The following is an 18,077-nucleotide window of genomic DNA, read 5'->3' as shown; positions in this document are numbered from 1 at the left end:
GTCAGCCTCCGGGACGGGCGGAGCCGTGCAGCCGCAGCCTCTCCAGCTCGCGCCGGTCGCGCTTGGTGGGGCGGCCGGTGCCGCGGTCGCGTACACCCAGGGCGAGGACGTCCTCGCGCGGCGGCGGGGGCGGGCTGTTGTCCACGAAGCAGTCGGCGGCGACGGCCGCGCCGACGCGCTTGTTCAGCAGCTTGGAGACCACGACGATCCGCTCGCGTCCGGCGTGGTGCAGCCGTACCTCGTCGCCCGGCTTGATCGCCTGCGCGGGCTTGACCCGCTCCCCGTTGACCCGGACGTGCCCGGCCCGGCACGCGGCGGCGGCGAGCGACCGGGACCTGGTGAGCCGTACGCACCAGATCCAGCTGTCGACCCGTACGCTCCCCGCGGGCCCTTCCTGTGCAGCAGCTGCCATGCCCCGAGCCTAACCCGGCGGGCGGTGGCCGCACAGGGTCGTTTTCCCCCGTCCCGGGCGCCGTCAGCGGCCCAGCGCCGCCCCGCCGTTGACGTGCAGGATCTGGGCCGTGGTGTACGCGGCGGCGGGCGCGGCCAGATACTGCACGGCTGCGGCGATCTCGGCGGGGCGGGCCGGCTGCCCCGTGAGGGTCTGGGCGACCCGGGAGGCGACGAAATCCGGGGTGGCGCGGTCGCCGAAGAATTCGGTGCCGCCGACGAAGCCGGGTGCCACCGCGTTGACGGTGATGCCGTCGCCGCCGACCCGCTGGGCCAGTTCGAAGGTGTAGGCGTGCACGGCGGCCTTGGAACCGCCGTAGGAGCCGGGGCCGCGCAGGGCCGCGATGGACGACATGTGCACGATACGGCCGCCGGGCCGGCGTACGTGCGGCAGCAGCGCCTCGGTGAGCAGGACTGCGGTCAGGACGTTGGCGTGGAAATTGCGCAGGTAGCCGTCGGCGATGCTTTCGAGGCTGCCGTCCTGGTCCCCAATGCCGGCGGCGACATTGCCGCCGGCATTGGTGACCAGGACGTCGACCTGTCCGCCCGCGGCAATGTACGCCGCCGCGTCGCGCACCTGCGCGGGGTCGGCGAGGTCGGCAGCGAAGTGGTCGACCAGGCCTTCGCCGTGGGTGCCGTTCAGTTCCCCGGCCGCGGTGCGCAGGACGTCCTCGCGGCGGCCGAGGACGGTGACGTGCTCGCCGTCCTCGGCGAAGGCCGCCGCGACGGCCCGGCCGATACCGGTGCCGCCGCCCGACACCACGACGCGACGCTGTTCTGCCACGGTCCCACTCCCCAAGTCGTTCCGCCATGTGAACTTTGGTCACATACGGATATGACGCTAGGCAGCACGGGCCGGTCGTGTCAACCGCCGGAGACCGCCCCGGGTTCGCCGGTGAACCGGACGTTCTCGGTCCTGACCGTCCGCATCACCCGTGCGTCCGCCGAACGGGGCGCGGTCGCGCGGGTCCTGGCCGGGGCCGGAGCGGTACGGGGTGTCGACGAGCTCGGCGCGGCCGTGCGGCTCGCGCACCGCGTCCCGCGGGCGTGGGCGGCAAGGGCGCGGCCGTCGGTGAGGTACGTGCCCCGACCCGCGGGGCAGCGGCGAAGGGACCAAGATCGGTCCGCTCGGCGTTCGTTACGTACGATTTGACGCACGGGTACGACAGGAGGCCTGCGGTGGAGCGGTACGAGATCGAGGCGTTCCTGACGCTCGCCCAGGAACTGCACTTCGGGCGCACCGCGGTGCGGCTGCGGGTGACGACCGCGCGGGTCAGCCAGGTGATCGGGAAGCTGGAGCGACGGGTCGGCGCGCCGCTGTTCGAACGCACCAGCCGCAGTGTGATGCTCACGCCGATCGGCGCGCGGCTGCACGACGACCTGCGGCCGGCCTTCGAACGGCTGGAGGGCGCGCTGGCGACGGCGGTCGCCGCGGGGCGCGGGGTGACGGGGGAGCTGCGGGTCGGCTTCGTCGGCGCCGCGGCCGGGCAGCTGCTGGTGCAGGCCACCGACCGGTTCGCCGCGCGGCACCCCGAGTGCGAGGTGCGGAGCCACGAGGTGCAGATGGGCGAGGCGCTGGACCGGCTGCGGGCCGACCGGCTCGACGTGCTCATCGCCTGCCTGCCGCTGTCGGGGCCCGACCTGGCCAACGGTCCCGTGCTGCTGTCGGAGCCGCGGCTGCTCGCGGTGCCGGCGGAGCACGCGTTCGCGCGGCGCACGGCGGTCTCGGTGGAGGACCTGGCCCGTACGGAGCTGCTGCGGGCGCCGTGCTCGCTGCCAGACCACTGGCGCGAGCCGGGCTCGCCCCGCGTCACGCCCGCCGGGCGGCCGATACCGGTCGGGCGGTCGGCCGCGACCCTCCAGGAGACCCTGACGCTGGTGGGGGCGGGCCTCGGCGTCTTCCCCGTCGGCGCGCACGCCGCCCGCTTCCACGCGCGGCCCGACGTGGCTTTCGTGCCGTTCCACGACACGCCGCCGCTGGAGTGGGGGCCGGTGTGGCGGGCGTCCCGGGCCAATGCGCGGGTGCGCGCCTTCACCGAGGCGGTGCGCCCTGCCGGACCGGCCTGAACCCATCCCCTGCGGGGCTTGCCGAGTCCTCGGCGGTTGCGCTGAGCGCTTACGTGCTCGCGTCCCCGGCGACCCGCCGCCTGAACCGCCGTCCCGGCCGGGCGCGCGGTTCCCCGCGCCCCTGGGTGAGTGCCACTTGGCGGGGCCGATCGCCCTTACGGCACACCGTGGTTGCCCGCACAGGTCCCCGCGCCCCCAAGGGGTGCCCTCTGGGAGGGAGGGCGCGGCCTTCGAAGGCGGGGGGGGAACTGCGCGGCGGGGCAGCTCACCGCGGGGCGGGCCGCCGGGTCGGGGGGAGACAGGGTCAGCGGTTTTCCAGGCGGAAGCCGGCTTCTTGCTCCTGGTCGCCCGAGGCCGTGCCGATGACCGTGACGGCGAAGGATTCCGCCAGGCCCTGGCGGAGGCGGTCGACCGCGCGGTAGCCGCCCTGGGCGGTCAGGGTGACCGGGTCGATGAGCCGGGGTGCCCCGCCCGGCTCCGCCAGGGTGCGGGACACGTCGAAGGTCGCGGACCAGACGATCGGGCCGCCATCCGGCGCCTCCCCTGGGGCGTCCTCGGCGGCGCGGTCACCCGTGAAGCTGGCGCGCAGCACGTCGAGCACAGTGCCGGCGTCCTCCTTGGCGCAGCTGTCGAGGGTGACGGTGACCTGGGCCGAAGGTTCTGCGGGCTGCTCGGGTGCCGTACTCACGGGTGGTGTCCTTCCGTAGCGCGGGGATGCCGCTGTCCGGTTCTGCGCATTTCCGGTGAGGCGCGGACGAAACACCCGTTGCTGCGGATGGCGCAGCGTTCGTCCGCGACAATCGGAGCATGTCCGCTCGCCCCGCGCCCAAGCCCGCCCCCTGCCCCTGCGGCCTGCCCGCCGCGTATGCCGACTGCTGCGGTGTGCTGCACCGCGGACAGGCCACGGCCGCGACAGCCGAGCAGTTGATGCGCTCGCGCTACAGCGCCTTCGCCGTACGCGACGCCGGTTATCTGCTGCGCAGCTGGCACTCCTCGACCAGGCCGCGGGAGGTGACCTTCGACCCGGAGGTGCGCTGGACCGGTCTGGACATCCTCGGGGGCACCGGTGGCAGCGCCTTCCACGCGGAGGGGACGGTGGAATTCCGCGCCCATTACCGCGGCGGCGGTGCGCAGGGCGACCAGCACGAGGACAGCCGCTTCGTGCGGGAGGACGGCCGGTGGGTCTACGCCGGCGAGGTCGGGCGGCGGCCCGGCCGGTGACGGCGGGGCCCGAGCAGGACCTGGATCCCGCGATACGGGCCGCGCTCGCCGCGGACCTGCTGGCCGCGCTGCACGGCGCCTGCCCCGGCTCGACGGCGGAGCTGCGCGGGTCGCTCGCGACGGGCACCGCGGACCTCTACAGCGACATCGACATCGCCTGGGAGGTGCCCGCCGCAGGTTTCGGGCGCTGCGTGGAGAGGGTGCGGCGCACCCTGGGCGGGGTCGGCCCGCTGATCTCGCTGCGCTCCGACCCGGACTACGCCGACGCGCCGGGCCACCGGCTGGTCTTCGCCGCTTTCCGCGGGCTGCCGCTGTTCTGGCGGCTGGATCTCGACGTGCGCGCGGACCGGCGTGACGAGGCGTCGCCGCCGGCGGCCTCGGCGGCCGAGCCGTGGTCGCCGGCGGCGAGCGCGCTGGCCAACGCGGTGGCGGTGGTGAAGGCCGTACGCAGGGGCCGGCCCGACACCGCCCGGGGGCTGCTGGAGCGCGGCCTGCTCCGGATCGGCGCCGAGCCGCTGGCGACCGGCCACTGGCTCACCGACCTGAAGCGGCTCACTGCCGCGGCGACGGCGCTGGAGCCCCGGCAGGGGCCCCTGGCGGCGTCGGTGGACGCGCTGGCCGCCGGCCTGCTGCCGGACCAGGAGCCCGGCGTTCGGACCGGCGTGGAGGGCGGAGGCGGCGCCGAGCGATGTGCGCCCGGCGCCGTGACAGCCGGCCAGGGACGCCCCAGAAGCCGCGCAGGGGGACACGTGGCGGCGTCAGGCGATCGGGCGGCGGGAGTCGTAGGAGACGAAGCCGCGCTGGAAAAGCGCGATCAGCGTGATCGCGGCAATGCAGGCGAGGCCGCCGCCGACCACCGCGGCGGTCGGTGAGAAGAGGTCGGCGGCGCTGCCGGCGAGGAAGTCGCCGAGGCGGGGGCCGCCGACGACGACCACCAGGAAGACGCCCTGGAGCCGGCCGCGCATGTCGTCGGGGGCGGCGGACTGGAGCATGGTGTTGCGGAAGACCATGCTGACGGTGTCGGCGCAGCCGGCGAGCGCGAGGAAGCACAGGCCGAGCCAGAGGTCGCGGGTCAGGCCGAAGACGGCGATCGCGGCCCCCCAGGAGGCCACCGCGACGAGCACAGCGAGGCCCTGGCGGCGTACGCGGCCGAGCCAGCCGGAGAAGACGCTGCCGAACAGGGCGCCCACCGCGGGCGCGGCGGCCAGCAGGCCGACCGTACTGGTGTCGCCGCCGAACCACAGTCCGGCCACCGCGGGGAAGAGCACCCGGGGCTGGGCCAGCACCATGGCCGCGAGGTCGGAGACGAAGGTGGTCCGCAGATTGGGCCGGGCGGCCAGATAGCGCAGGCCCTCGATGACCGAGGGCCGCCGCCTGGCGACGCCGTCGCCCTCCCCCGGCAGCATCGACGGCAGCCGCCACATCGCGTAGAGCGACGCGCTGAAGGCGGCGGCGTCGATCAGGTAGGCGGCCTGGTAGCCCCACAGGCCGACGAAGACACCGCCGAGCATGGGTCCCGCCATCTGCCCGACGCCGCCGGCCAGCGAGGCCAGCGCATTGGCGGCGGGCAGCTGGTCCGCGGGCAGCAGCCTGGGGATCATCGAGGAGCGGGCCGGGGAGTTCATGGCGAAGCAGACCGCCTGCAGGGCGACGATCGCGTAGAGCACACCGACCGACCGGACGTGCGCAATGGCGACGGCGGCGAGCGCCGCGGACAGTACGGTGGCGCCGGTCGCCGTCACCAGGCCGAGCCTGCGGCGGTCGACGGCGTCGGCGACGGCCCCGCCGTAGAGCCCGAAGACGACCAGCGGCACCAGGGAGCACAGGCCGACCAGGCCGACGTAGAAGCTGGAACCGGTGATCGCGTAGACCTGGAGTGCGACGGCCATCGCGGTCATCTGCTGGCCGATGTAGGACACGGTGTTGCCGAACCAGAGCCGGCGGAAATCCGCGTGGTCGCGCAGGGGGCCGATATCGGCGAGCAGCCGGTTTTTGCGCCCGGGAGGCGCCGGGTCGGGTATCGCCGACCCGGATGGCCCAGTCCGGTTCTTGCTGTCCTTCTCACTCTTGAGCACGGCAAACGGTAGCAATCGTGCCCGGTCCCGCGGCGGCCGGGTCGCTTCCGTGCGGGGGTACGGACGGCGTTGGACAGTTGAACGCGGAGCAAATCCGGCTGGTGGCAGTGAGGCTGGCGGGAATAAGCTGTGCCGGACGATCAGGCTCCAGGGGATGTACCGGCCCCTCGGTCCCGTCCCGGAACGCGTCGCCACCTCGGCCACATTCCGGCTATCGCACAGGCGCCACCGCGTCCGCACCGCCCGATGTTTGGAATCCAGCCGGGCGCCCGGCGCAAGGCCACGGCCTGTAGGGCGCATCCGGTCGACGCGACGCTAAGGAGTGCGCGGTGTCACGAGATCAGCTCAAGCGCAAAGAGAAAACAGCGGAGCACAGCGGCAAGACCGTGACGCTCCTGGAGGACGAGGGCCCGCTGGGCACCTGGTCCCGGTGTGCTCCGATCCGCCTGGCGGGATACGAGGACGACCTGTCCGAGACGCACATCCTGCGCAGTATCGACTAGTGCCCGCCCGGCGCGGCCTGGCGGGCACGCCGGGCCGGCAGGGTGATCCGATCGCCGCCGGGCGGGAACGGCCACCGCCGTTTCCCGCCCGTCGGCGGTTCCGCGCCCGACCAGGGCCGAAGCTCCCCGCCCCGGGGGCCGCGCTTCAGGTGAAGGCCCTCTTCATCGCCGTCAGATGCGAGCGGCTGAATTCCGCCGCCGCCCGCGTGTCCCGCTCGGCGATCGCCTGTACGAGCGCGGCGTGTTCCGCGTGGTCGGCCTCGGGAGAGGCGACGGGGCGGATCCTCAGCATGTCGGGCATCACCCGGCGCATCCGCGGCACGAAGCCGTCGAAAAGCTCGACAAGGACGTCGTTGTGGGCCGAGACGACCACGGCCCGGTGCAGGGCCATGTCGGCGTCGACGCAAGGCTCCACCGTGTCGCCGTGGGCCAGCCGTTCGTCGTCGTCTGCGCCACCGGCCTGTTCGGCTGCGCGATGTTCCTGCCGTCCGCCCCGCAGATCACGCTCTCCCACGCCTACCTGCCGCGGCACATCGGCACCGCGAGCGGCGTCACGCTGGGGCTGGCCCTCTCGCTCGGCGGCTTCCTCACCCCCGTCCTCGGCGCGTTCGCCGACGACACGACGATCCGCACCGTCTTCGTCCTGCTCGGCGCCCTCCTGGCGGCCGGCTTCCTCTGCTCCCTCTTCCTGCGCGAACGCGGTGACCACGAGGCCGGGGCCGTGCCGGTGCAGACGGTCGCGCAAGCGGACGGCTCCGCCGAGGACACGCTGACCGGGCGGCAGAACTGACCCCGCCTGGCCGCGGTGGCGGGGTGTCTTTCGCCCCGTCACCGGAAGCGGGACGTCGGACGTGACGGCGGCCGGAACGGCGCCGGGCGGCGATGAGACCTGCGCGACATTCCCTGTGTATCACGCATGCATGCACGAGGAGCGGGCATGTGGGGAGCGACTTCACCGACCACCGAGGAGTACGACGATGCTGATGGCGCACCCGACCGTCCTGCGGAACCTGGTGGAACGCTACGAATCGCTGTCCGACGACACGGACGGTACCGACGGCACCGACCCGCGCGTCGACCAGCAACTGCGCGACACGGCTTACACGTTGTGCGTGTCCACCGGCACCCGGGAGATCGGCGCCGCGCTCGCGGCGGCCCGTGCACGTATCGAGGACCAGGACGGAGTGGCCGCCTGACGGCGCGCCACATCACCTCCGCCCCGCCGGGTATGACGGTCCGTCTGCCACCGCCGGCCGGCGCAGGGGAAGCCGTTGGGGTGGCATTTCCCGGCGGCATGACCAGATCGGCTTTCCGCGACGTTGTCACCGTGCGGGCGTATCGCCCGCGCCGATGTCCGGAAGGCAGGAACGTATGAACAGGCTCGCCCGGAAGGGACTCGTCACCGCCATGGTCGCCGGTGGCGTGCTGGCCTCCGCGGGATTCGCGCAGGCCGACGCGGCCGTCAAAGGGGACACCGCGGGTTCGCCGGGAGTCCTGGCGGGCAGCGGGCAGCGGCTGCCGCTCGGCCTGCCGCTGAAAGCCTCCGGGAACGCGATGGGCGTTGTCGGCCTCGGCAATGCGGCCGGCGCCGATACCGCAGTCGACGAGGGCGCGCCGCCCGCACCTGCCCACACCCCGATTCCTGCGCCGCCCGGCAGTGTCGCCGTGCCTGTGGCGCCCGAGCCCGCCGCCCCGACCTTTGCCGACACCGGGACCGGCGGCACGGGCATGGCGGCCGCGGGCGGCCTCGCGCTGCTCCTCGGCGGTACCGCGCTCCGCCGCCGGGCCGGGTCCGCCGCCCGCCGCTGACCGCGGGACCGGCCCCTCGCGTACGCGGCACAAGCCCGCGGATGCCGTACGCGTCCGGCATCCGGCCGGCCCCGGTATGCCGCGGACCGTGCCACCACCCGGTCGGACGCTGCCGCGTACTGCCGCAGGCCCGCCCCCGGCGCCTAAGGTCGGCGGGGAACGTCGGCGAAGGAGGGCTCAGCCATGGCACAGGAAGTCCGCGGGGTGGTCGCACCCGGCAAGGGCGAGCGGGTGCGGATCGAGACGGTGACGGTGCCGGACCCCGGTCCCGGTGAGGCGGTGGTGCGGGTCCAGGCGTGCGGGGTCTGCCACACCGACCTGCACTACCAGCAGGGCGGTATCGGCGACGACTTCCCGTATCTGCTCGGGCACGAGGCCGCGGGCCTGGTGGAGGAGGTCGGCGCGGGGGTCACCGAAGTGGCGCCCGGCGACTTCGTGATCCTCAACTGGCGTGCGGTGTGCGGCCGGTGCCGGGCTTGTCTGCGCGGGCGGCCGTGGTACTGCTTCGACACCCGCAACGCCCGGCAGAAGATGACCACCGCGGACGGTACGGCGCTGTCGCCGGCGCTGGGCATCGGCGCGTTCGCCGAGAAGACCCTCGTGGCGGCCGGGCAGTGCACCAAGGTCGACCCGTCGGTGGCGCCCTCGGTGGCCGGGCTGCTCGGCTGCGGGGTGATGGCCGGGATCGGCGCGGCGGTCAACACCGGGGCGGTCGGGCGCGGGGATTCGGTCGCGGTGATCGGCTGCGGCGGGGTGGGCAACGCCGCGGTCGCCGGGTCGCGGCTGGCCGGCGCGGCCCGGATCATCGCGGTGGACCTCGACGACCGCAAACTCGCCGCCGCCTCCGCGCTGGGCGCCACCCACACCGTCAACTCGCGCAACCAGGACCCGGTCGAGGCGATCCGCGAGCTGACCGGCGGGCACGGCGCCGATGTGGTGATCGACGCGGTGGGCCGCCCGGAGACCTACCGGCAGGCCTTCTACGCCAGGGACCTGGCGGGCACCGTCGTGCTGGTCGGGGTGCCGACGCCCGAGATGCAGCTGGAGATCCCGCTGCTGGACGTCTTCGGCCGCGGCGGCGCCCTCAAGTCGTCGTGGTACGGCGACTGCCTGCCGTCGCGGGACTTCCCGATGCTGATCGACCTGCATCTCCAGGGGCGGCTGGACCTGGGAGCCTTCGTCAGCGAGACGATCGCGCTGGACGAGGTCGAGGCGGCCTTCACCCGGATGCAGTCCGGCGATGTGCTGCGGTCCGTCGTGGTGATGTGAGCCCCGGCACGGCGTGGTGATACGAGCCCCGGCCGCCGCGAGACGAGCCCCGGCACGTCGCCGTGCGCCGGCTCCCGGCGCGTCCCGTGCGGGGCTCCGGTGGCGGTCCCGGTGGCGGGCCGCCACCGGGACCCGGCGGGAAACGGCCGGGCGCGGCAGGCCGGCCTGGCCATAAGGTGTATGCGCGCACATGAAGACAATCCGCACCTCAGCGCCGAGGTGCCCGTCCGTGCGCCCTGTACCGCACCACCGCGAAGACGTGATTTCGAGGAGCCCGCAATGGCGTTGCCGCAAGGCACGCTCAGCCACCGCTACCGTGGCGAGCACCCCGTACGAACCCTCCTCTACCTCTTCCACCCCGACCGGCGGCGGGTCGCCCTGGCCGTCGCCGCCTTCTTCTTCAAGCACACCCCGGTGTGGCTGCTGCCGCTGATCACCGCGAACGTCGTCGATGTCGTCGTCCAGCACCGCCCGATCTCCGTGCTGTGGTGGAATTCCGCCGTCCTGCTGGTGATCCTGGTGCTCAACCTGCCGCTGCACCTGACGTACGTGCGGTGCATGCAGGGCTCGATACGCCGCACCGGCACCCGGCTGCGGACCGCGCTGTGCCACCGGATGCAGCAGTTGTCCATCGGCTACCACTCCCGGGTCAGCGCAGGGGTGCTGCAGGCCAAGGTGATCAGGGACGTCGAGGCGATCGAGACCGCCGCGCAGCAGACCGCGGACAACGGGCTCGCCGCCATCGCCACGCTGACCGGCGGCCTGGTCGTGATCGGCATCCAGGCACCGGCCTTCCTGCCGGTCTACACCGTCGTGGTGCCCGCCTCCGCGTTCCTGGTGGTCAAGCTGCGGCAGCGGCTGCGGGACCGCAACGAGTCCTTCCGCCAGCAGGTCGAGCAGTTGTCGTCGCGGGTCAACGAGATGACCGCGCTGATCCCGATCACCCGCGCCCACGGCCTGGAGAACACCGCGCTGCACCGGGTGGACCGCACGCTGGGCGAGGTGCTGCACGCGGGGCTGCGGCTGGACCGGCTCAACGGCTGGTTCGGCTCGCTCGCCTGGATCCTGCTCAACGCGATCGGTGTGGCGTGCCTGGCGGGCTCCGCGCTGGTGGCGTACTACGGCTGGCTGAGCGTCACGCCCGGCACCGTGGTGATGCTCAGCGCGTACTTCTCCAGCCTCACCGGGTCGGTCACCACGCTGCTGACGCTGACCCCGCAGATCGGCAAGGGCCTGGAGTCGGTGCGCTCCATCGGCGAGGTGCTGCAGGCGCCGGACCTGGAGCAGAACAACGGCAAGGCGCCGGTGTCCGGAGTGGTCGGGCGGTTCGAGTTCCGCGGTGTCGGCCACACCTACCCCGAGGCGGACCGGCCCTCGATCACCGGCTTCGACCTGGACGTCCGGCCCGGTGAGACGATCGCGCTGGTCGGCGGCTCGGGCGCGGGCAAGTCCACCGTGCTCAACCTGGTGATCGGCTTCCTGCGGCCGACCCAGGGCAGCATCCTGCTCGACGGTGTCGACATGGAGACCCTGGACCTGCGCGACTACCGCAGCTGGCTGTCGGTGGTACCGCAGGAGTCGATCCTGTTCGAGGGCAGCATCCGGGAGAACGTCACCTACGGCATGGAGGGGGTGCCCGGCGAGCGGGTGCGGGCCGCGCTGCGGGACGCCAACGCGCTGGAGTTCATCGACCGGCTGCCGCACGGCCTCGACACGGTCGTCGGCGAACGCGGCGCCCGGCTGTCCGGCGGGCAGAAGCAGCGGCTGGCGATCGCCCGCGCGCTGATCCGCGACCCGCGGGTGCTGATCCTGGACGAGGCCACCTCGGCGCTGGACTCGCGCTCAGAGGCGCTGGTGCAGCAGGCGCTGACCCGGCTGGTGCGCGGCCGTACGGTCTTCGTGGTGGCACACCGGCTGTCCACCATCAGGAACGCCGACCGGATCGTGGTGCTGGACGAGGGCCGGATCGCGGAGATCGGCTCGCACGCGGACCTGCTGCGCAGCGGCGGCGCCTACGCCGGCCTGCAGGCCGCCCAGCTGGCCTGACCGCGGTGGGGGGGGGGGGGGGGGGGGGGGCCCCCCCCCCCCCCCCCGCCCCCCCCCCCCCCCCCCCGCCCCCCCCCCCCCCCCCCCCCCCCCCCCCCCCCCCNCCCCCCCCCCCCGCGGCCCGCCCCCCCGCCCCCCCCCCCCCCCCCCCCCCCCCCCCCCACGGCGGCCGGGTCAGCCGCCGAGCGCGGCGCCGACGATGGCCTGCGCCTCCTGCTGCACCTCGGCGAGGTGGTCGGCGCCGAGGAAGGACTCGGCGTAGATCTTGTAGACGTCCTCGGTGCCCGAGGGGCGGGCGGCGAACCACGCGTTGTCGGTGCAGACCTTGACGCCGCCGAGCGCCGCCCCGTTGCCGGGAGCCTCGGTGAGCACGGCGGTGACCGGCTCGCCGGCCAGTTCCCTGGCCGGGACCTGACCGGCCGACAGCTTGGCCAGCACGGCCTTCTGCTCGCGGTCGGCGGGCGCGTCGATCCTGGCGTAGGCGGGGTCGCCGAACCGCTCGGTGAGGCCGGTGTAGTGCTCGGAGGGGGTCCGCCCGGTGACCGCGGTGATCTCGGCGGCCAGCAGGGCCAGCAGGATGCCGTCCTTGTCGGTGGTCCAGGCGCCGCCGTCGCGCCGCAGGAAGGACGCGCCCGCGGACTCCTCGCCGCCGAAGGCCAGGGTGCCGCCGCGCAGGCCGTCCACGAACCACTTGAAGCCGACCGGTACTTCGGTCAGCGGCCGGCCGAGGTCGGCGACGACCCGGTCGATCATCGACGACGACACCAGGGTCTTGCCGATGGCCAGCTCGGGACCCCACTGCTCGCGGTGCCCCGCCAGGTAGGAGATGGCCACCGCCAGGTAGTGGTTGGGGTTCATCAGCCCGCCGTCGGGGGTGACGATGCCGTGCCGGTCGGCGTCGGCGTCGTTGCCGGTGGCGATGGCGTAGTCGTCCTTGCGGGCGATCAGCGAGGCCATCGCGTACGGCGACGAGCAGTCCATCCGGATCCTGCCGTCCCAGTCCAGCGTCATGAAGCGCCAGGTCGGGTCGGCCTGCGGGTTGACCACCGTGAGGTCGAGGCCGTGCCGTTCGGCGATCCGGCCCCAGTATTCGACGGAGGCGCCGCCGAGCGGGTCGGCGCCGATGGTCACCCCGGCCCGGCGTACCGCCTCCAGGTCCAGCACGGACGGCAGGTCGTCGACGTAGCGGCCGAGGAAGTCGTAGCGGGCGGTGGTGGGCGCGGCCAGCGCGCGCGCGTACCCGATCCGCTGGACGCCCTTGAGGCCGTCGGTGATCAGCTGGTTGGCCCGGTCCTGGATCCAGGTGGTGGCGTCCGAGGCGGCGGGTCCGCCGTTGGGCGGGTTGTACTTGAAGCCGCCGTCCGCGGGCGGGTTGTGCGAGGGGGTGACGACGACGCCGTCCGCCAGGGCGCCGGTGCGGCCGTTGTTGTAGGTCAGGATGGCGTGCGAGACCGCGGGGGTCGGCGTCCAGCCGTCCTTCTCGTCGATCAGCACGCCGACGCCGTTGGCGGCGAAGACCTCGAGGGCGGTGACCCGGGCCGGCTCGGACAGCGCGTGCGTGTCGGCGCCGAGGAAGAGCGGCCCCGTGGTGCCCTGCGCGCTGCGGTAGTCGCAGATCGCCTGGCTGGTCGCGGCGATGTGGTCCTCGTTGAACGCGGTGGCCAGCGAGGAGCCGCGGTGCCCCGAGGTCCCGAACGCCACCCGCTGGCCCGGCTCGGCCGGGTCGGGGTGCAGCGCGTAGTACGCCGTGATCAGGCGGGGTACGTCCACCAGGTCCTCCGGCCGGGCCGGTGTCCCGGCACGCTGGTGCGGCATCCACGTCTCCTTTGGCTACAGCTTGGGTCGGTCCTGCCCGACCATTGTCGTCCCCGCCCGCCCGGTCCGCAGCAGCGCGCGCCGCGGCGGGCCGCGACGCACCCGTGGATGATCGCGTACCCCGGACGGCGACCTCGCACGCTTTACAGTGGCCCGATGACCCCTGAGCAGCCCGCAGCGGGCGTACCGCTGGCGTCCGCTACCGGCCGCTGGGTGCTGGCGTGTTCGGTGCTCGGCTCGGGCATGGCGCTGCTGGACGGCACCATCGTCAATATCGCGCTCCCCCGGATCGGCGAGGACCTGGACGCGTCGCTGGCCTCGCTGCAGTGGACCGTGAACGGCTATCTGCTGACGCTGGCCGGGCTGATCCTGCTCGGCGGCGGCCTCGGCGACCGCTACGGGCGGCGCAGGGTCTTCGTGATCGGCGTGGTGTGGTTCGCGCTGGCGTCCGCGGGGTGCGGGGCCGCGCCGAACACCGCCGTGCTGATCGGCGCCCGCGCGCTCCAAGGGGTGGGCGGCGCGCTGCTGACGCCGGGTTCGCTGGCGCTGGTGCAGTCGTCCTTCCGGCCGCAGGACCGGGCCAAGGCGGTCGGCGCCTGGTCGGGGCTCGGCGGGGTGGCCGGCGCGATCGGGCCCTTCCTCGGCGGCTTCCTGGTGGACGGCCCCGGCTGGCGGTGGATCTTCCTGGTCAATCTGCCGCTCGCCGCGGTGGTCGTGGCCATCGCGGTGCGCCATGTGCCGGAGAGCCGGGACCGCACGGCGTCGGGGAGTTTCGACGTGCGGGGCGCCGCGCTGGCCGCGCTCTGCCTGGCCGGCGTCACGTACGCGCTGATCTCCGCGTCCGGCCATCCGCCGTGGACGTCGATCGTGCTGCCCGCGCTGGCGGGGGTGGCGTGCGGGGCGGCCTTCGTGCGCACCGAGCGGGGCCGCGCGCATCCGATACTGCCGCTGTCGGTCTTCTCCTCCCGGCTGTTCACCTCGATGAACGTGGTGACGCTGTGTCTGTACGCGGCGATCGGCGGGGTGTTCTTCATCCTGCCGGTGCAGTTGCAGATCGCCGCGGGGTACAGCGCGCTGCGGGCAGGTCTCGCGACGCTGCCGGTGACCGTGCTGATGCTGCTGCTGTCGGCGCCGGCCGGGGCGATGGCCCAGCGGATCGGGCCGCGGCTGCCGCTGACGGTGGGGCCGCTGGTGACCGCGGCCGGGTTGCTGCTGCTGATCCGGCTGGGTCCCGGCTCGTCGTCGTACGTGCTGGACGTGCTGCCCGCGGTGGTGGTGCAGGGGCTGGGGATGAGCCTGTTCGTGGCGCCGCTGACGGCGACGGTGCTGGCGTCGGTGGAGGTCGACCACGCCGGGATCGCCAGCGGGGTGAACAACGCGGCGGCCCGGGTGGCGCAGCTGCTGATCGTGGCCGCGCTGCCGCTGGCGGTGGGGCTGTCGAACCAGGCGTACCGCTCGCCGCACAAGGTGGACGCCGCCTTCGGCTCGGCGATGATGATCTGCGCGGGGCTGTGCGCGCTCGCGGCGCTGCTGGCCTTCGCGCTGGTGCCGTCGGGGGCGCTGCACGAGGACGGCGGTGGCACGGGGGCGATGCCGGAGTGCCGGGCGAACTGCGGCTTCTCGGCGCCGCCGCTGGAGCCGGGCACGGGCGGCGCGACCCGCCAGTGACCCCGCGGTCCGCCCTCCGCCCGGGCCCGGCGCCGCTCCCCCGCGCCTCGGGTACTCCCTCGGCCGCGGTGACGGTCCGCGCCCCGGTTACGCCCTCGGGTGCGGTGACGCCCTCCGGCCCGGCGCGCCCCGCGGTGCCTTGACGTCCTCCGGCTCAGGGGCTTACTCCGGCTCAGGGGCGTCCGCCGGCCCGGGTGCGTCCGCCGGCCCGGGCTCGGTGAGCAGTTGCTCCAGGACGGGCAGCGCTGCCAGCAGCGTGTCCAGCCGTTCGGGGTCGAGCCGGGCCATCCTGCGGGCCAGCAGCTCCGAGCGCTCGCGGCGGATCCGGCCGAGCAGCTCGCCGCCCTCGGGGCTGATGCTGACCAGCCAGGAACGGCCGTCGGAGGGGTCGGGCTGCTTGGCGACCAGCCCCGCGGCCACCAGCGGCGCCATCGTACGGGTCAGCGAGGGGGCGGCGACCTGCTCGTGGGCGGCCAGCTCACCGATCCGCAGCGGGCCGTGCTCCTGGGTCCTGGCCAGCGCGGACAGCTGGGCGTAGGTGAGGTTGAGGTCGTCTCCCGAGGCCTGCGCGAGCTGGCGGTAGAGCCGGGCGATGACCAGCCGCAGCCGGGGTACGGCGGCCGAGGAGGGCGCCCCGCGCCCGTTGGTGTCGGTCATGGCGGGGGGCGCCTCCTGGGTCGTACCGCGGTCAGCTGTCCGTGCCGGTGCGGCGGCTGCGGATCAGCGACGCGCCTGCTGCGACCAAGGACATCACGATCGCCAGGGCGAACACCACGACCAGGCCGTCGTGGAAGGGTCCGGAGATCAGGTGCGGGAAGAACTCCCGCCCGGTGAGGGTGTGCGCGTTGGCCGCGGGCAGCTTGCCGAGCAGGTCGGGGCCGAGCAGCTGCTGGATCGGGTTGTAGCCGAGGAAGGCCGCGAAGAGCGTGCCGACCGGTGGCAGGTTCGCCACGTCGTGGGCGTTCGCCGCGGGCACGCCCTGGGCCATCAGACCGGTGCTGAGGCTGTGCGGCAGCGAGCGGGCGAGGCCGGCGACCATCAGCGAGAAGAACACGCCGATGGACAGCACCATGCCGGCGTTCTGGAAGGTCGCGCGCATGCCGGAGGCGGCGCCGCGGGACTCGGCGGGCACGCTGGCCATGATGATCGAGGTGTTGGGCGCGGCGAACAGGCCGCCGCCGAGGCCGTTGAGGAAGACCACCAGCGCGAAGACCCAGTAGCTGAAGTCGGTGGGGATCAGCAGCAGCCCGGCGAAGGAGCCGGCCATCACCACGAAGCCGGAGGCGGCGAAGAGCCGGGCGCCGTAGCGGTCGGACAGCGCGCCGGCGATGGGTCCCGCGGCCAGGAAGCCCACGGTCAGCGGCAGCAGGTAGATGCCGGCCCACAGCGGTGTGTCGGCGTAGTTGTAGCCGTGCAGCGGCAGCCAGATGCCCTGGAGCCAGATGATCAGCATGAACTGGAGGCCGCCGCGGGCGATGGAGCCCAGCAGGGTGGCCGCGTTACCGCCGGCGAAGGCCGCGTTGCGGAACAGCTTGAGCGGGAACATCGGCTCGGCGACCCTGGACTCGACCAGGCAGAAGGCCGCCAGCATCGCGACGCCGCCGATCAGCCCGGCCAGCACCCAGGGGTTGGTCCAGCCCATGGTGTGGCCGCCGTAGGGCTGGATGCCGTAGGTGATGCCGGCCAGCAGCGCGGTCAGGCCGACCGCGAAGGTGATGTTGCCCCACCAGTCCATCTTCGCCGGGCGGCGTATCCCGGTCTCGTGCAGCGAGCGGTACGCCCACACGGTGCCGATCAGGCCGATCGGCACATTGACCCAGAAGATGGAACGCCAGTTCCACTCGGCGAGCAGGCCGCCGAGCACCAGGCCGATGAAGGAGCCGGCGATGCCGGCGACCATGTTCACGCCGAGCGCCATACCGCGCTGGCGGGCGGGGAAGGCGTCGGTGATGATCGCCGCCGAGTTGGCCATCAGCATGGAGCCGCCGACCGCCTGGGCGACCCGCCAGCCGATCAGCCACAGCGCTCCGCCGCCGCCGTGCAGCGGGTCGACGGAGAGGATCACCGAGGTGACGGTGAAGATCAGGAAGCCGGCGTTGTAGATCTTGACCCGGCCCAGGATGTCGCCGAGTCGGCCGAGCGTGACCACCAGGACCGCGGTGACCAGCATGTACCCCATCAGCATCCACAGCAGGTAGCTGACGTTCCCGGGCTGGAGCGGGTCGAGCCTGATGCCGTTGAAGATCGCGGGCAGCGAGATCAGCACGATCGAGGAGTTGATCGTGGCGATGAGCATGCCGAGGGTGGTGTTGGACAGCGCCACCCACTTGTAGTGCGGATGGTCGGCTGCGATACGCGGTGGCCGCCGCTGTATTCGTTTCGTCGCGTCTTCTGTCGCCATCAGGCCCTTCACACCCCGCCCGGGTCAGTTACTTAACTTAGGTTAAGTAACTCTATCATCGGGGGGGTGCCCCGCCGCTCAGCCGCGGCGGCGCAGCAGGATGCCGCGCAGGAGGGCGGCCTGCCCGGCGTGCTGGAGGTCGTCGGAGAGCACGCTGACCAGCCGGGCGCCGAGGGTCACCGGCGGATTCCAGCGGCGGTCCACCACCTGGTCGAGGTCGGCGTCGGCCAGGGAGCGCAGGTAGGCCAGGGTCTGCTCGTGGACCGCGTCGTAGTAGCCGGTGAGCAGGTCCCCGGAGGACACGGTGACCGAGGCCACCTCCTGCGGGCTGTGGCCGTAGCCGATGTCGGCGGTGTCCAGCGGCAGCCCGAAGCGCTTGTCCCAGCCGTCCTCGGTCCAGGTCTGCGGGCGGCCCGCCACCTCGGCGACATGGTCGTCCTGGACCCGGGCCAGGTGCCAGACCAGCCAGCCGACGGTGTTGGCCTCCGGGTCGACGCGGAAGGCCAGCTCGTCGGTGGTCAGGCCGTCGACGGCGGAGTGGACGACCTCCTTGATCCGGCCGTAGGCCTCGGTCAGCAGATCTGCGGTGTTCATCGGGGGCTCCTCGCGGCGGGGCGGCGCCGCCGCGGGGCCCGGCGGTCCCGTGGCGGCCTGATGATCCGATCCTCGCCGATCGCCGGCGCAAGAGCGCGCGGATTCGCGCCGGGGGGGGGGGGGGGGGGGGGGGGGGGGGGGGGGGGGGGGGGGGGGGGG

The 18,077-nt window shown here is 73.7% G+C and carries 19 protein-coding genes; 10 read left to right on the top strand and 9 right to left on the bottom strand.

Annotated elements, in window-relative coordinates; genetic code table 11:
- Window position 1: 1 nt before the first annotated feature.
- A complete protein-coding gene (locus V7E46_RS21820; RefSeq protein ID WP_329181029.1) occupies window positions 2-412 on the bottom strand; it encodes an RNA-binding S4 domain-containing protein in 411 nt (136 codons plus the stop codon).
- A 63-nt stretch (window positions 413-475) separates the two neighbouring features.
- Window positions 476-1,234, bottom strand: a complete 759-nt coding sequence (locus V7E46_RS21815) for an SDR family NAD(P)-dependent oxidoreductase (RefSeq protein ID WP_333769994.1) — start codon at window positions 1,232-1,234, stop codon at window positions 476-478.
- Window positions 1,235-1,629: 395 nt separating this feature from the next.
- On the opposite strand from V7E46_RS21815, the gene V7E46_RS21810 reads away from it, so the two are divergent.
- Entirely contained in the window at window positions 1,630-2,517 is an 888-nt protein-coding gene (locus tag V7E46_RS21810; RefSeq protein WP_333769993.1) for a LysR family transcriptional regulator, read from the top strand.
- Window positions 2,518-2,821: 304 nt separating this feature from the next.
- Here the strand turns inward: V7E46_RS21810 and V7E46_RS21805 are convergent, their stop codons facing one another.
- Window positions 2,822-3,205, bottom strand: coding sequence for a hypothetical protein (locus V7E46_RS21805; RefSeq protein ID WP_333769992.1), 384 nt, complete (start codon window positions 3,203-3,205; stop codon window positions 2,822-2,824).
- 119 nt (window positions 3,206-3,324) lie between these two features.
- On the opposite strand from V7E46_RS21805, the gene V7E46_RS21800 reads away from it, so the two are divergent.
- Both V7E46_RS21800 and V7E46_RS21795 read left to right on the top strand, forming a co-directional pair.
- Window positions 3,325-3,738 carry a YchJ family protein gene (locus V7E46_RS21800; RefSeq protein ID WP_333769991.1) on the top strand — a complete coding sequence of 138 codons (414 nt, stop codon included), beginning with the start codon at window positions 3,325-3,327 and terminating at the stop codon, window positions 3,736-3,738.
- A complete protein-coding gene (locus tag V7E46_RS21795; protein WP_333769990.1) occupies window positions 3,735-4,610 on the top strand; it encodes a hypothetical protein in 876 nt (291 codons plus the stop codon). Before V7E46_RS21800 ends, V7E46_RS21795 begins: the two co-directional genes overlap by 4 nt.
- Here V7E46_RS21795 and V7E46_RS21790 read toward each other — a convergent pair.
- Entirely contained in the window at window positions 4,497-5,759 is a 1,263-nt protein-coding gene (locus V7E46_RS21790) for an MFS transporter (RefSeq protein ID WP_333770002.1), read from the bottom strand. The two genes, V7E46_RS21795 and V7E46_RS21790, sit on opposite strands and share 114 nt — an antisense overlap.
- Window positions 5,760-6,142: 383 nt before the next feature.
- Here V7E46_RS21790 and V7E46_RS21785 point away from each other — a divergent pair, with 383 nt between their 5' ends.
- On the top strand, window positions 6,143-6,316 hold the full coding sequence (locus V7E46_RS21785) for a hypothetical protein (protein ID WP_333769989.1): 174 nt from the start codon (window positions 6,143-6,145) through the stop codon (window positions 6,314-6,316).
- 145 nt (window positions 6,317-6,461) lie between these two features.
- Here the strand turns inward: V7E46_RS21785 and V7E46_RS21780 are convergent, their stop codons facing one another.
- Entirely contained in the window at window positions 6,462-6,731 is a 270-nt protein-coding gene (locus V7E46_RS21780; RefSeq protein ID WP_333769988.1) for an FCD domain-containing protein, read from the bottom strand.
- Window positions 6,732-6,740: 9 nt separating this feature from the next.
- On the opposite strand from V7E46_RS21780, the gene V7E46_RS21775 reads away from it, so the two are divergent.
- The 5 genes from V7E46_RS21775 (at window position 6,741) to V7E46_RS21755 (ending at window position 11,440) form a co-directional block, all read left to right on the top strand.
- Window positions 6,741-7,106, top strand: a complete 366-nt coding sequence (locus V7E46_RS21775; protein ID WP_333769987.1) for a hypothetical protein — start codon at window positions 6,741-6,743, stop codon at window positions 7,104-7,106.
- Between the two features lie 187 nt (window positions 7,107-7,293).
- Window positions 7,294-7,512, top strand: coding sequence for a DUF5133 domain-containing protein (locus tag V7E46_RS21770; protein WP_329181009.1), 219 nt, complete (start codon window positions 7,294-7,296; stop codon window positions 7,510-7,512).
- A 175-nt stretch (window positions 7,513-7,687) separates the two neighbouring features.
- Window positions 7,688-8,125 (top strand): chaplin family protein, encoded by a 438-nt coding sequence (locus V7E46_RS21765; protein WP_333769986.1) that lies wholly within the window; start codon window positions 7,688-7,690, stop codon window positions 8,123-8,125.
- 183 nt (window positions 8,126-8,308) lie between these two features.
- Window positions 8,309-9,394 carry an S-(hydroxymethyl)mycothiol dehydrogenase gene (locus tag V7E46_RS21760; protein ID WP_333769985.1) on the top strand — a complete coding sequence of 362 codons (1,086 nt, stop codon included), beginning with the start codon at window positions 8,309-8,311 and terminating at the stop codon, window positions 9,392-9,394.
- A gap of 279 nt (window positions 9,395-9,673) precedes the next feature.
- The gene (locus tag V7E46_RS21755) at window positions 9,674-11,440 is read left to right on the top strand and encodes an ABC transporter ATP-binding protein (RefSeq protein ID WP_333769984.1); all 1,767 of its coding nucleotides are present in this window, start codon (window positions 9,674-9,676) and stop codon (window positions 11,438-11,440) included.
- A 174-nt stretch (window positions 11,441-11,614) separates the two neighbouring features.
- On the opposite strand, the gene pgm is transcribed toward V7E46_RS21755, so the two are convergent.
- Window positions 11,615-13,255 (bottom strand): phosphoglucomutase (alpha-D-glucose-1,6-bisphosphate-dependent), encoded by a 1,641-nt coding sequence (gene pgm, locus V7E46_RS21750; RefSeq protein WP_333769983.1) that lies wholly within the window; start codon window positions 13,253-13,255, stop codon window positions 11,615-11,617.
- 156 nt (window positions 13,256-13,411) lie between these two features.
- Between pgm and V7E46_RS21745 the strand changes: the two genes are divergently transcribed.
- Window positions 13,412-14,923: an MFS transporter gene (locus V7E46_RS21745; RefSeq protein WP_333769982.1), complete on the top strand. Its 1,512-nt coding sequence runs from the start codon at window positions 13,412-13,414 to the stop codon at window positions 14,921-14,923.
- A gap of 162 nt (window positions 14,924-15,085) precedes the next feature.
- Here the strand turns inward: V7E46_RS21745 and V7E46_RS21740 are convergent, their stop codons facing one another.
- The 3 genes from V7E46_RS21740 to V7E46_RS21730 form a co-directional block, all read right to left on the bottom strand.
- A complete protein-coding gene (locus V7E46_RS21740) occupies window positions 15,086-15,580 on the bottom strand; it encodes a MarR family winged helix-turn-helix transcriptional regulator (protein WP_333769981.1) in 495 nt (164 codons plus the stop codon).
- A 31-nt stretch (window positions 15,581-15,611) separates the two neighbouring features.
- Complete coding sequence (locus V7E46_RS21735; protein WP_333769980.1) at window positions 15,612-17,324, bottom strand: MFS transporter; 1,713 nt, start codon at window positions 17,322-17,324, stop codon at window positions 15,612-15,614.
- A 78-nt stretch (window positions 17,325-17,402) separates the two neighbouring features.
- Window positions 17,403-17,918 (bottom strand): mycothiol transferase, encoded by a 516-nt coding sequence (locus tag V7E46_RS21730; protein WP_333769979.1) that lies wholly within the window; start codon window positions 17,916-17,918, stop codon window positions 17,403-17,405.
- Window positions 17,919-18,077: the final 159 nt, after the last annotated feature.

This window comes from Streptomyces sp. IBSBF 2435 (assembly GCF_036815005.1).
Lineage (GTDB): Bacteria > Actinomycetota > Actinomycetes > Streptomycetales > Streptomycetaceae > Actinacidiphila.
This window is presented reverse-complemented; position numbering and strand designations above follow the sequence as displayed.

What these genes read in the sequence shown, in the direction of transcription:
- V7E46_RS21765 (WP_333769986.1), top strand. Translation starts at nt 7,688, where the DNA reads ATGAACAGGCTCGCCCGGAAGGGACTCGTCACCGCCATGGTCGCCGGT.
- V7E46_RS21730 (WP_333769979.1), bottom strand. Translation starts at nt 17,918, where the DNA reads ATGAACACCGCAGATCTGCTGACCGAGGCCTACGGCCGGATCAAGGAG.
- V7E46_RS21755 (WP_333769984.1), top strand. Translation starts at nt 9,674, where the DNA reads ATGGCGTTGCCGCAAGGCACGCTCAGCCACCGCTACCGTGGCGAGCAC.
- V7E46_RS21770 (WP_329181009.1), top strand. Translation starts at nt 7,294, where the DNA reads ATGCTGATGGCGCACCCGACCGTCCTGCGGAACCTGGTGGAACGCTAC.
- V7E46_RS21760 (WP_333769985.1), top strand. Translation starts at nt 8,309, where the DNA reads ATGGCACAGGAAGTCCGCGGGGTGGTCGCACCCGGCAAGGGCGAGCGG.
- V7E46_RS21735 (WP_333769980.1), bottom strand. Translation starts at nt 17,324, where the DNA reads ATGGCGACAGAAGACGCGACGAAACGAATACAGCGGCGGCCACCGCGT.
- V7E46_RS21820 (WP_329181029.1), bottom strand. Translation starts at nt 412, where the DNA reads ATGGCAGCTGCTGCACAGGAAGGGCCCGCGGGGAGCGTACGGGTCGAC.
- V7E46_RS21745 (WP_333769982.1), top strand. Translation starts at nt 13,412, where the DNA reads ATGACCCCTGAGCAGCCCGCAGCGGGCGTACCGCTGGCGTCCGCTACC.
- V7E46_RS21800 (WP_333769991.1), top strand. Translation starts at nt 3,325, where the DNA reads ATGTCCGCTCGCCCCGCGCCCAAGCCCGCCCCCTGCCCCTGCGGCCTG.
- V7E46_RS21740 (WP_333769981.1), bottom strand. Translation starts at nt 15,580, where the DNA reads ATGACCGACACCAACGGGCGCGGGGCGCCCTCCTCGGCCGCCGTACCC.
- pgm (WP_333769983.1), bottom strand. Translation starts at nt 13,255, where the DNA reads ATGCCGCACCAGCGTGCCGGGACACCGGCCCGGCCGGAGGACCTGGTG.